Source organism: Streptomyces sp. NPDC059201, assembly GCF_042754585.1.
Lineage (GTDB): Bacteria > Actinomycetota > Actinomycetes > Streptomycetales > Streptomycetaceae > Streptomyces.
In genome coordinates, this window is sequence record NZ_JBHZBB010000011.1 from 271,300 (window position 1) to 283,587 (window position 12,288).

Genomic DNA, 12,288 nt, shown 5'->3' on the forward strand with positions numbered 1-12,288 from the left:
TTCCGCGAAAGGGTGCTGCGGACCGATCAGCCCGCACCCCTGAGGAACTGACGCCCTGTGCGAAGCCGAATAGCCTCCGTCGCCTCCGTCGTGGCGGTCGCCGCCGCGGCGGCGCTCCTGCCCGCCCTCACGCCCGCCGCCACTGCCACCGCCGCCGTCCCGCCGGCGGCGACGACCGACACCACCGCCGTGCCGTCCGCCGTCGCGCTGGCGCAGTACACCCGGCAGAAGCCGGCGTGGGCGCGCTGCGACCCCCGGGGGCCCGCCGCGTTCCAGTGCGCCACCATCAAGGTCCCCCTCGACTACGCCCGTCCGGGCGGCCGGAAGCTCGACCTGGCGATCTCCCGGATCAAGGCCACCAGCGCCCGGGAGCGGCGCGGCGTGCTCCTCATCAACCCCGGCGGCCCCGGCGGACCGGGGCTCGACATGCCCCTGTACCTGAGGGCGGAGCTGCCGGGCGCGGTGCAGCGGACGTACGACCTCATCGGCTTCGACCCGCGCGGCATCGGCCAGAGCTCGCCCGTCGGCTGCAACCTCACCGACGACGAGATGAACTGGCAACGCCCCTACAAGGCCGCGACGTTCGCGAAGGACGTGCGCTGGGCCCGTACCGTGGCCGACAAGTGCCGGGCGAAGCACGGCGCCGTCCTCTCCCACCTCACCACCCGCAACACCGCGCGCGACATGGACGTCCTGCGCGCCGTGCTCGGCGAGAAGAGGATCTCGTACCTGGGCTACTCCTACGGCACCTACCTCGGCGCCGTGTACACCCAGATGTTCCCGCGCCGCACCGACCGCTTCGTGCTCGACAGCGCCGTCGACCCGGCGCGGATCTGGCGCGGCATGATCCAGGTGTGGGCGGAGGGCGCCGAACCGGCCTTCACCCGCTGGGCCGACTGGACCGCGCGGCGGCACGCCACGTACCGGCTCGGCGACACCCCGGACGAGGTCGCCGCGACCTTCTGGAGCCTGGTCGCCCAGGCGGACCGCGCGCCCATCGAACTCGACGGCATGCGGCTGACCGGCGACGACATCCGGGTCGGCGCCCGGGCCGGCTTCTTCGCCCCGAGGTCCGCCGCCGAGTCGATCGTCCGCCTGAAGCAGGCCGCCGAGGGCCGGACCCCGTCGGCCGCGCCGTCGCAGGCCGACCCGACGCGCCCCGCGCCGCCGTCCTTCGCCCGCGAGGTCCCCGCCGACAACATGGACGCGGGCTTCTGGTCCGTCGTCTGCGCCGACACCCGCGCGTGGCCGCGTGACCCGGAGCAGTACCGCCGCGACGCCGTCCGCGACAAGGTGACGTACCCGCTCTACGGCGACTTCGGCTCCAGCATCAAGCCGTGCGCCTTCTGGCAGTACGGCTCCGAGCCCGCCACCCGCATCGGCAACACCGTCGGCGCGCTCATCCTCCAGAACGAGTGGGACTCCCAGACGCCGCTGGTCAGCGGCCAGGGCCTGCGGAAGGCCCTGAAGGGCGCCCGCATGGTCACCGTCCTCGGCGGCGAGGGCCACGGCGTGTACGGCTCCCGGTCCTGCGCCGACGCGACCGCCACCGCCTACCTGACGACGGGCCGGCTGCCCGCCGCCGACCAGACCTGCCGGGCCACGCCCCAGCGGGCCGGGGACGCGCTGCGGCTCCCGCTCCCGGCACCGCAGGGCCTTACGGCCGGCGGACGGCAGGGCTTCGGCTTCTGAGGAAGACCGGTCGAGGAGGGGCTTTCCCGGTGTGGGAAGGCCCCTTCCGGCCTCCCCAGGGGTGGGAACTTCCGGACGCGCCCCCGCGCCTGGAACCCTTCGGCGCTCCGGACCCTCATGATCGGTAGGCACGGGGGCACGGCCGGCATCGTCGGCACGTGTGCCCGGGCCCCGCGGCCACGGTGGGCGTGTGCCGCGCCGAACACCACGTGAGCAGCCGAGGATTCGCCGTGTCCCTGACCTCCCACCGCCGCCTGACCGCCGGCGCAGCCGCCACCCTGATCGCCGCGCTCGCGGCCGGACTCGCACCCGCCGCGACCGCGAGCGCCGCGCCCCTCCCTTCTTCCTCCTCTTCCCCTACCGTCCCCGAGACGCCCGCCCCGGACCTGGCCGGGATCACCGCCGCCCTGAACTCGGCCATGGCCAACGGCGCTCCGGGCGCGATGGCCCGGTTCTCCGGCCCCGGCGGGGTCGAGAGCCTGACCGTCGGCGTCCGCGACCGTGCCTCGGGCGCGCCGATGGACATCCACGCCCGCTTCCGGATCGGCAGTGTCAGCAAGACCTTCTCCACGGTCGTGCTGCTCCAACTGGTCGACGAGGGGCGGCTGGTGCTCGACGAGCCGGTCAACCGGTACCTGCCGGGCCTGCTGCCCGACGACCGGATCACGGTCCGGCACCTCCTCTCCCACCGCAGCGGTCTCGCGGACTACACGAACGCGATGTTCGCCGACACCGTCCCGGGCTTCGAGGGCGTGCGGAACCGGGTGTTCGGCTACCAGGAGCTGGTCGACCTGTCGCTGAGCGAGCCGCGCACCACCGAGCCGGGTGTCGCGTACCGCTACTCGAACGCGAACTTCGTGGTCGTCGGCATGCTCATCGAGGAGCTCACCGGACGGCCGGTGGAACGGGCTTACGAGCGCCGCATCTTCAAGCCGCTGAAGCTGCGCGACACGTCGTACGTCCACCCCGACACCCGTATCAAGGGACTGCGGGTGCGCGGCTACCTGCACCCGGACGCGGCGGGTGAGCCGCTGGTGGACTCGACCGAACAGACCGTCTCCTGGGCGCAGTCGGCCGGTGCCGTCATCTCCAGCCCCGCCGACCTGAACACCTTCACCAGCGCGCTGATGCGCGGCCGGCTGCTCTCCCCGGCGATGCTGGCGGAGATGACGACGGTCACGCCGACCGACACCACCCAGACCCGTTTCTACGGGCTCGGTCTGCGCCGGTACGACCTGTCCTGCGGCGCGCAGGTGTTCGGCCACACCGGCACCGTGCAGGGCTACTACACGTACGCCTTCTCGACCCGCGACGGGCGGCGCAGCCTGTCGGCGGTCGCGAACACCTCGAACCGCGGCGCCGCCAACACGGCGCTCGGCGGCACGCTGGAGGCGGCCTTCTGCGGCCCGAAGCCGACCGCCGCGCCGGCCGCCGCGCCGACGGCCCGTACGGCCTCCGGCACGCCGGGCGCGCGTACGGCCTCCGCCGCGCCGGGCGCTGACGTCGCCCCGCTGCCGGCCGAGCGGGACCTGCCCGAGCGCCACTGACGCGCCCCGCGCGGGACCAGCCGCTCCGCCCCTCTAGGGGCGGCCGGTCGCCCCGGGGAGGCTGCGGGGTCCCGCGCAGTGGGCGCCCGTCTCCTCGACGCGGCGGCGCAGTTCGCGGTCGGCCGTGATCACCAGGCACGGCCGGTCGTGGGCCTCGCGCGCGAGTGCGGCGATGAGGTCGTCGCCGCTGCCGGCGGCCTCCTCCACGCGCACGCCCGGCACGGACTCCACGCCCCGCGCGCGCCCCTCGACGACCAGCACGAGCTCGTACGGCCCCGGCCACGGCCCGTCGGCCGGCCCGCCGTGCGCGGCGAGGCGGTCCCGCAGCCGCTCGGCGGCCCCGCGGCGGTCGCGCCACCAGCCGTCGGGCACGGAGCCCACGACGTTGGCTCCGTCCACGACGAGCAGCGGGCGGAGGGAGGGGTCTTCGGTGTTCATGGCACCAGGATGGCAGCGGGGCACGCGTGATGCCCCCACGGCGGTCGGCGGCTCGCGGCCGGCGTCGACGACGTGCGGGTGTGTGGGGGGTGAAGTGGGGGGTGTGAAGTGGGGGGTGGCTCTGCGCTCGCGGGCCGGGTGAGGGGGGTGCGGTTCGGGCCTGGTGGGCCCTCGTCCGCCGCGGACCCGGGGCGCGTGCGCGGGGTGGTGCGGTCCGGAGGGGGCCGGGTGCGGCCGGCGGCCTCGCGGAGGGTTACGCGGTGAGGCGGGGCGGTACCGTCGACTCCCGTACGACGAGCTCCGTCGGGAGGACCACGGAGGCGGGGGTCTCGCCCGCGGCCAGCGCCATGAACATCTCGATGCCCCGGAAGCCCAGGTCGGTGAGCGGGAGGCGCACCGTGGTGAGCGTGGGGGCGAGGAGGGAGGCGACCGGGAGGTCGTTGAAGCCCACGACGGACAGGTCCTCGCCGACGGTCAGACCGAGGGCGCGGGCCGCGTGGCAGACGCCGGTGGCGATGTTGTCGTCGTCGCAGATGACGGCGGTCGGTTCGAAGGGGCCGGTGAGCGCCCGGGTCACCCGGTCGCGGACCTCCAGGGGGCTGAAGGTGACGGGGATGTCCAGCTTCACGACCTCGGGGTGACCGAGGAGCGCCTGGTTCAGGACCTCCGTCCGCCGGGTGAACGTCCAGGTGGGGCGGGTGGCCCGGGCGTGGACGATGCGGCGGTGGCCCAGGGCGACAAGATGGGCCAGGGCCTGGGCCATGCCGTCGCCGACGTCCATGCCGACGGTCGGGGCGTGGCCGTACGGGGTGTCGTCGAGGATCACCAGCGGGAGCCCGGTGGAGAGTCCGGCGACGTCGTCGGCCGGCATCGAGCAGGCGAGGACTCCGTCGATCGACTGTTTGGGGACGGGGAACGGACCGCAGCCGTCCTCAGAGCCGAGCGGGAAGACGACGACGCCGAGGCCGTGTTCGGCCCCGGCGCGCGCGGCGCCCGCGTGGACGGCGGCGAAGACCGGGTTCTCCAGGGTGGGCACGACCAGCAGGACCGTGCCGGTGCCGCCCAGGCGCAGGGTGCGGGCCGCCTGGTTGATCCGGTAGCCGAGGCTGTCGGACGTCAGCTTCACGCGGTGCGCGGTCTCCTCGCGTACCCGGCCGTGCCATTTGCCGTTGAGTACGAGGGAGACGGTGGACTGGGAGACCCCCGCGACCCGGGCGACGTCGGCGGCGGTCACCGGGCGGGGGGCTTCACTTTCTCTCATTCACTCTCATCCATCCAGAACGCAGATGTACAAATCATCGAAAACACGCAATTTTACCGCTTCGGCCCCCTTTGTGAGACCTTGTGGACTTGTCTCGCCTTGAGCGAGCTTGTCGATGATAGTCGTCATTCGTTTCGCGTCGGGCGAGTGGTTCAGCGAGGCCGCGACCAGGTGGTCCATTCGGCGGGCGCGTATTCCTTCGGGGTCGGGAAAGCCCGGGAAATCGCCCGGGGGAATTCCGCGGAGAAGAAATACGGGAGGGCTGAGGAAGTCTTTTCGGAAGCGTCCCTGCGAGGTGCTCGGCGAGGTGTTAGGCGAAGCCTCCCGGCGGGCCGGGGATCCGGAAGCGATCAGTCCTGGAAACCGCGTCGGAGCGTGCGGGCCAGTGCCGCCAGGGCGCCCGCGTAGCCGTGCTGGGGAGGGGTGCCGTAGCCGACCACCAGGCCGGGCGGGTGCGGGCCGGGGGTTCCCCAGTAGGGGCTCAGGCCCGTCAGCGCCAGGGACTCCCGGCGGGCGGCGAGCAGGACGTCGCGTTCGGAGGGGCCGTCGGCGTCCCACCGTACGAGGGTGTGCAGCCCGGCGTCCTCGCCGACCAGGCGCGCCGAGGGCGCCTCGCGGGCCAGCATCGCGCCGAGCCGGTCACGGCGCTCGCGGTAGTGGTTGCGGCACTTCCTGATGTGGCGGTCGTACGTCCCCGAGCGCAGCAGGTCCGTGAAGATCATCTGGGTCAGCGCGGCCGAGTGCTGGTCCGCGACGCGCTTGGCGGCGGTGATCGGCTCCACCCACGCCGGGGGCACGGCGAGCCAGGCGAGGCGCAGCCCGGGCGCGAGCGTCTTGCTCGTCGTCCCCGCGTAGAGGACGCGGTGCGGCGCCAGCGCCTGGAGGGCGCCCAGCCGGCGCCGCCCGTACTGGAACTCGCCGTCGTAGTCGTCCTCGACGATCACGGCGCCGGCCTTCTCGGCCCACGCCACCAGCTCCCTGCGGCGGTCCTCGGCGAGGGCGGCGCCCAGCGGGTACTGGTGGATCGGGGTCACGACGACGGCGCCGCCCCGTAACCCCGACGGCAGCAGCCCCCGCCCGTCCACGCCCACCGGGTGGGCACGGAGCCCCGCGAGCCGTACGACCTCGCGGAACAGCGGATAGCAGGGGTCCTCCACCGACACCGTGCCCACGCCCCGCTCGGCCAGCACGCCCGCGACCAGCCCGAGGGCCTGGGTGAAGCCGTGACAGACGATGATCCGGTCCGGATGGGTCACCACCCCGCGGCTGCGCCCGAGATAGTCGGCGAGGGCGCGGCGCAGCTCCGGCTGCCCCCGCGGATCGCCGTAGTCGAGCGCCCCGGCCGGCGCCTTCACGAGGACGCGCTGGGTGGACCGCACCCAGGCCACGCGGGGGAACAGGGTCATGTCCGGCAGCCCCGGCCGCAGGTCCCAGCGCCAGGCGGCGGCGCCGTCGCCCGGCTGCCGGGCGGCGGAGGGCGCGGCGGCGCGCGGCGGGGCCGAGGCGACCCGGGTGCCCGAGCCGTGCGCCGTCTCCAGGAGCCCCTCGGCGACGAGCCGCTGGTAGGCGCTGATGACCGTGCCGCGGGCCAGCCCGAGATCGGACGCGACGCCGCGCGTGGACGGCAGCCGGGCGCCCGGAGGCAGCCGCCCGCTCTCGATGGCCTGCCGCAGCGCGGAGGTCAACTGGTCGCTGCGGCCCCGCCGGTGGGGGAGCGTGATATCCAACTGGAGGTCGAGCGAGTGGACATGGGTCTCTGCGGTCATCGGATCGGCCACCCGGCAAGGAGTCTCGGGACAGGGGCGGAGGAGGACGGCGTCGTCACACGGACGGCTCCGAGTGGATCTCGTACGGCTCCGAGTGGATCTCGAACGGCCGTACCGCCGGCCCTTCCAGGGGCTCGGCGGTACGCGCGGAGGCGTCGGACGAGAAGAAGCCGGTGGCCCACAGCTATGGCGGCATGACGAGGCCGGTGGCGTGCTCGGCCTCGGCCTCGATCGGTAAGGGGCTCATGGGCCGTCGCCTTCTCAGACGCTTCCGCGTTCGGCCGGCACCTCGTCGTCCCGGACCGCCTCCGGGCCGGGGACCGCGTCGCCCTTGGAGCGCTTCGTCCAGCGGGCGACCAGCAGGCCGAGGAGGATCCAGCCGATGCCGGTGAGGATGCCCAGGGTGCCCGCGGAGGTGATGAAGACGAAGCAGAGCAGCAGGGCGAGCGCCGGTACGACCGGGTACAGCGGGGTTTTGAACGAGGCGGTGAGTCCGCGCCGGCGGGCGATGAACAGCGCCACGATCGAGGTGATGAAGGTGAGGGTGTAGAGGAATCCGGTGGCCGAGACCGCGAAGCGCAGATTCCCCGCCGTGGACATCACCACCTGCGCGATGCCCGCGCAGACGATGGCGATGACCGGCACCTGCCGGCTCGTCGCCGTGGACTCCAGGAAGCGGGGGGCGAGCCGGTCCCGGGCGAGCACCATCGACGAGCGCGAGATCACGATCAGATTGGCGTTGACCGCCGCCAACAGCGCGATGAGCACGATGCAGTTGACGACGAACGGGCCGTGCGTGCCGAAGAAGACCCGGCTGACGTCGACGACCGGGGTCTCCGAGGCGCCGAGCCGGTCCCAGCGGATGATGCCGTTCTCGATCAGCAGCAGTCCCGCGTACAGGATGAAGGAGATGCCGAGGCTCGTCAGGATCGACAGGGGGATCGTCCGCCGAGGCTCGGTGATCTCCTCCGCCGACACGACGATGGCGTCCCAGCCGGTCAGGGCGAGGAAGCCGATCAGCGCCGCCTGGAGCACGCCGCTCATGCCGTGCGGCATGAACGGCGTGTACAGGGCGGTGTCCACGTGCGTGGCGCCCAGCGCGATGAAGCCGAGCAGCACGAGCACGGTGAGGACCAGCGCGACGAATTGCACCTTCCCCGAGAAGCGGATGCCGAGCAGGTTGAGGCCGGTGAAGACGGCGATCACCAGCGTCGAGGCCACCGGCTGGCTCAGCGACGGCACGAGCAGGTGCAGATAACTGCCCACGCCGATGCCCACGTACGAGCTGGCGCACATCCAGGCGCCCCAGTTCGCCCAGCCCACCACCGTCGCCACGAACGGCGGCAGATGGCGCTTGGCGTAGGCGTACGGGCCGCCCGAGTCGTCGTGCATGGAGCTGAGTTCGGCGTAGCAGAGGCTGAGGATCAGCGACGCGACGAACGCGATGCCGAACGAGACGACCACCGCCGGACCGGCGATGCCGCTGGCGGTGCCGCTGAGCACGAAGATGCCCGCACCGATGATGCCCCCCACGCCGAGGGCGGTGGCCTCCCGGAAGCCGATCTTCTGGGTGGTTTTCGTCGACATCAGAGTCCTTGGCTGGTGGTTCCGGTCAGGTACGCGAGGGCCGCCGTCACCAGGGCCTCCGAGGCGGTGTGCAGGGTCGGCCGGGGATCGGGCGCGAACTGCGGGGAGTGGTTGACGGGAAGGCTCTTCACCTTCTCCTGAGGAGTGTCGCCCGGCGCCGCGAGCCACGCGTCGAGCGACGCGCTGCCGACGACCCAGTAGACGGTCGGCACCGCGTCGCCGTCGTAGTGCGGCCCGGCGCCCGCGGCCCCGAAGTAGGGGAAGTCCTCGCTGGCGGCGAGCAGCGGCATCGGCACCACGCGGCCCTCGCCGAAGTGGGCCAGGTGCGCCGCCCTGACCGTCTCGGTGTGCTCCGCGGAGTTGTCGTTGACCGGGACGCCCTCGGTGACCGTGACCTCCGGCGGACGCGGCGCCCCGGAGGCCGCCGCCTCGGCCGCCGCGATGCGGCGGATCGCGTCGAGCAGCCGGACCTGGAGCGCGTTGTCGTAGCAGCGCACGCTGATGCCGAGCTCGGCGGTCTCCGGGATGATGTTCGCCTTGGTGCCGGCGTGCAGGTACCCGACGCTGACCACCGCGCAGTCCGCCGGGTCGGTCTCCCGCGCGACGATGGTCTGGAGGCGGGTCACGATGTGCGCGGCGATGACGACGGGGTCGACCGTGGCCTGCGGCGCCGAGCTGTGGCCGCCGCGCCCGTGGACACGGACCCGTACGACGGCGGAGGCGGCCATCATGGGACCCGTACGGTGCCCGACGATGCCCGCCGGAAGCGGTACGACGTGCTGGGCCAGCGCCACGTCGGGCTTGGCCACCTTGGCGTACAGCCCGTCGTCGAGCATCGCCGCGGCGCCGTCCCCGGTCTCCTCCGCGGGCTGAGCGACGGCCAGCACCGTGCCGCTCCAGGAGTCCTGGGACCGGGCCAGGAGAGTGGCCGTCGCGAGCAGGGCGCCGAGGTGGGCGTCGTGCCCGCAGGCGTGGGCGACCGGCACCGTGGCGCCCTCGCCGTCGACGGCCTCGCTCGTGCTCGCGTACGCCAGGCCGGTCGCCTCGCGGACCGGCAGGGCGTCCATGTCGGCGCGGAGCAGGACGACCGGTCCCTCGCCGTTGCGCAACAGCCCCGCCACGCCGTGGCCGCCGATCCCGGTGGTCACCTCGTATCCGGCCGCGCGCAGCGAGTCCGCCGCGATCCCGGCCGTCCGCTCCTCCTGGCCGGACAGCTCGGGGTGCCGGTGGAGGTCGACGTACAGCCGCTCGATCTCGTCGAGGTAGCCCGTGCCGAGCGGTGCGAGCACGGTCTTGGCCCGCTCGGCGAGCGTGTCCGCGGAGAAGTCCTGTGACGTCATGTCAGCGACCCCCGGCCGCGCCGGCCGGACGCCGGCCCGCGGTGCGGGCGCGGCGGGCGCGGGCGGCCCGCACCTCGCGGCGGGCCCATTCGCGGGCGATGCGCGGCAGTTCGGCGCGGGCGACCACGATGTAGGCGTCCTCCGGGCGGAGGTTCTCCCGGAAGAACGTGTCGATGCCGGGCTCGCCGCAGGTCGGCAGGTCGCCGTAGAGCGCGTCGAGGTTGTCGTACGCGCCCACGATCTTCAGGCTCGCGCGGTCGAACTTCTCGCTCTGGCCCAGCCATTCGGCCGCGTCCACGCCGATCAGCGACACCTCGCGGCTGACCTCGTTGTGCGGCGAGGGCCAGATGTTGTCGGCGCCGCAGCCGTTGCGCAGCAGCCGGTAGACCACCGGGCTCTCGGTGCGGGCGAGCAGGTGGACCGGGCGGGGCGCGTAGCGCAGACACTCCTGGATGATCATCTTGGAGTGGATGTGGCCCATCAGGCCTCCGCCCTGCGAGTCGGGCAGCACGCCGCTGGAGTCGAGGTAGAGGCAGTGGGCGTTGCCGAAGACCCGGCGGTGGTAGCCGGTCCAGCCGCTGACGTTGCCCAGCGGGTCGACGAGCAGGCAGAACGTGGTGATCTTCTCGAAGAAGCGGCCCGCCCTGCGGTCACGCCAGTACGGCGTCATGTCGGCGCCGAACGCCTTGGTCGAGATCTCCACGAGGAGGGAGAAGACGGTGGACTGGAACTCCTCGGAGAACTTCGAGGTGTCGCTCCAGCGGAGGTAGGACCAGCCGTCCTTCAGGCGGTACAGCGGCAGCTTGTCCGGTGACGCGGCGCGCAGCACGCCGAGGCTGTGGGTGGCGTGGGACGTAGAGATGACGGGCTCCTTTCGGACGCGGGGGAGGTGGGGGAGGGGCGGGGTGTGGGGGGTGTGGGGGGTGCCGAGCGGCCGGGGCCGTGCCCTGTGGCACGGCCCCGGCGCCGGCCGGTCAGCGCCGGTCGTCCACGTAGCCCAGGGCGACGTAGATCTTTCGGCGGCCCGCGTCCTCGATGGCCCGACGCCCGTGCATGACACGGGTGTTGTCGACGATGGCGACGTCGCCGTCCTGCCACTCGATGTTCTCGGTCAGCTCCGCCGTCACCTTCTCGATGTCGGCCAGCACCTCCTGGGGGAGCTCGGTGTCGTCCGCGAAGGCGATCCGCGGCTTCTCGTAGTGGTACGAGGGCCCGAGGATGCTGTTGGCGAAGGCGAGGCGCTCGCCGAAGAGCGTCGGATGCGCCGCCGCCACCTTGTAGACGTAGTGGATCGAGCCGTCCTCGTTGGCCCGGATCCGCAGCTTGTCCTCGCCGAAGAGCGCGGCCAGCCCGATCAGGTCGCCGACGGTGATCTCCTCGTCCGGCTTGGAGCCGTTCAGGAGGCTGGACGCCAGCGCGCGCCACGCGTGCTCCGCGATGTTGCGGGAGTACACGATGTCCTGACGCTCGAACAGCTCGCGGGTCTCCGGGGCCAGCCGGTCCCACACGTCGTAGCCGTCGCAGACCGTGGTCTGCGAGCCGGCGCGCGCCGCGCTCTCGCACATGAACCAGGTGACGTCCGGCGTCAGCGGGTTGGTGCCGTGCTCCGTGTGGAGCCCGACGGCGTCCGTGCCGAGGTCGACCTTCTGGACGGTGGTGCCCTCGCTGAACTCCCGCGCGGGGTCCAGGGTCGTGCGCGTGCAGACCGTGTTCACCAGCGCGTTGAACTGGTCGATCGACGGGGCGAAGCCGCGCAGCACCAGGTGGCCGGAGCGGGCGAGCTCCTCCAGGAGCCACCCGCGGTCCAGGCTGTCCAGTGCCCGGCCGTTCTCCGCGGTGATCAGGGTGCCGCAGCCGCCGCCGTGGCGGCTCAGGACGAGATCGTTCTGCATGTCGGGTGCTCCCCTCAGTTGAAGACGGTTCCGTGGGACGAGGCCGTGCCGCCGGCGAGTTCGCCGCCGTCCACGACGAGTTGCTGGCCGGTGACGAAGCGGGCGCCGTCGGAGGCGAGGAAGTAGAACGCCTCGGCGACCTCCGAGGGGTCGGCGTGCCGCCCCGCCGGGATCTTCGCGTTGACCTCGGCGAACATCTCGTCCGTGTACTCGGCCCGCTGCATGGGCGTCATCACGTAGCCGGGGCTCACGCAGGCGGTGCGGACGTGGGGAGCCAGCTCCAGGGCGACGCTGCGGGCGAGCGCGAGCACCGCGGCCTTGGACGCGTTGTAGTCGGCGTAATAGGGGTAGCCGGCCGAGGCGTTGGTGGAGGCCGTGGCCAGCAGCACCCCGCTCTTCGCCTCGATCATGTGGCGGGCCGCGGCCTGCCACAGCGCCATGACGCCCATGAGGTTGATGTCGAGCAGGGACCGGACCTCGTCCTCCGTCATGTCGGTGAACGAACGCCGGATGCTGATACCGGCGTTGGCGACGACGACGTCGATCGAGCCGTACGAGGCGCGGACCCCGTCGACGACGGCCCGCAGCCCGCTCCAGTCGGTGACGTCGGCCTTGATCCACTCACCGACGGCGTCCCCGTCGGCCGGAGCGGTCAGATCGAGGTTGACCACGCGGTCGCCCGCCGCGGCGAACCGGCGCGCCGTGGCGAGCCCGATGCCGGACGAGGCGCCCGAGATGATGACAGTGCGCTGTTTCATGGTGTCT

General features: G+C 72.9%; 11 protein-coding genes. 2 read left to right on the plus strand and 9 right to left on the minus strand.

Translation table 11 applies throughout. The features are described 5' to 3' along the window. Positions 1-57: 57 nt before the first annotated feature. Positions 58-1,692, plus strand: a complete 1,635-nt coding sequence (locus tag ACFXMG_RS30970; RefSeq protein WP_383818548.1) for an alpha/beta hydrolase — start codon at positions 58-60, stop codon at positions 1,690-1,692. 230 nt (positions 1,693-1,922) lie between these two features. Further along, the gene (locus tag ACFXMG_RS30975) at positions 1,923-3,239 is read left to right on the plus strand and encodes a serine hydrolase domain-containing protein (RefSeq protein ID WP_383818546.1); all 1,317 of its coding nucleotides are present in this window, start codon (positions 1,923-1,925) and stop codon (positions 3,237-3,239) included. A 33-nt stretch (positions 3,240-3,272) separates the two neighbouring features. Here ACFXMG_RS30975 and ACFXMG_RS30980 read toward each other — a convergent pair whose 3' ends face one another. From ACFXMG_RS30980 to ACFXMG_RS31020, 9 genes are all read right to left on the minus strand, one after another. Further along, positions 3,273-3,677 carry an NTP pyrophosphohydrolase gene (locus ACFXMG_RS30980; RefSeq protein WP_383818544.1) on the minus strand — a complete coding sequence of 135 codons (405 nt, stop codon included), beginning with the start codon at positions 3,675-3,677 and terminating at the stop codon, positions 3,273-3,275. A gap of 253 nt (positions 3,678-3,930) precedes the next feature. Then, on the minus strand, positions 3,931-4,938 hold the full coding sequence (locus tag ACFXMG_RS30985; RefSeq protein WP_383818542.1) for a LacI family DNA-binding transcriptional regulator: 1,008 nt from the start codon (positions 4,936-4,938) through the stop codon (positions 3,931-3,933). A gap of 6 nt (positions 4,939-4,944) precedes the next feature. Beyond that, entirely contained in the window at positions 4,945-5,118 is a 174-nt protein-coding gene (locus ACFXMG_RS30990) for a hypothetical protein (protein WP_384119888.1), read from the minus strand. A gap of 170 nt (positions 5,119-5,288) precedes the next feature. Continuing rightward, positions 5,289-6,704 carry a PLP-dependent aminotransferase family protein gene (locus ACFXMG_RS30995; protein ID WP_383818540.1) on the minus strand — a complete coding sequence of 472 codons (1,416 nt, stop codon included), beginning with the start codon at positions 6,702-6,704 and terminating at the stop codon, positions 5,289-5,291. A gap of 261 nt (positions 6,705-6,965) precedes the next feature. Further along, complete coding sequence (locus tag ACFXMG_RS31000; RefSeq protein WP_383818538.1) at positions 6,966-8,291, minus strand: APC family permease; 1,326 nt, start codon at positions 8,289-8,291, stop codon at positions 6,966-6,968. Next, positions 8,291-9,631 carry an amidohydrolase gene (locus ACFXMG_RS31005; RefSeq protein WP_383818536.1) on the minus strand — a complete coding sequence of 447 codons (1,341 nt, stop codon included), beginning with the start codon at positions 9,629-9,631 and terminating at the stop codon, positions 8,291-8,293. Before ACFXMG_RS31005 ends, ACFXMG_RS31000 begins: the two co-directional genes overlap by 1 nt. Position 9,632: 1 nt before the next feature. After that, a complete protein-coding gene (locus ACFXMG_RS31010) occupies positions 9,633-10,460 on the minus strand; it encodes a hypothetical protein (protein WP_383818534.1) in 828 nt (275 codons plus the stop codon). A 145-nt stretch (positions 10,461-10,605) separates the two neighbouring features. Further along, positions 10,606-11,523 carry a TauD/TfdA family dioxygenase gene (locus ACFXMG_RS31015; protein WP_383818532.1) on the minus strand — a complete coding sequence of 306 codons (918 nt, stop codon included), beginning with the start codon at positions 11,521-11,523 and terminating at the stop codon, positions 10,606-10,608. A 14-nt stretch (positions 11,524-11,537) separates the two neighbouring features. After that, positions 11,538-12,281, minus strand: a complete 744-nt coding sequence (locus ACFXMG_RS31020; protein ID WP_383818530.1) for an SDR family NAD(P)-dependent oxidoreductase — start codon at positions 12,279-12,281, stop codon at positions 11,538-11,540. Positions 12,282-12,288 lie beyond the last annotated feature (7 nt).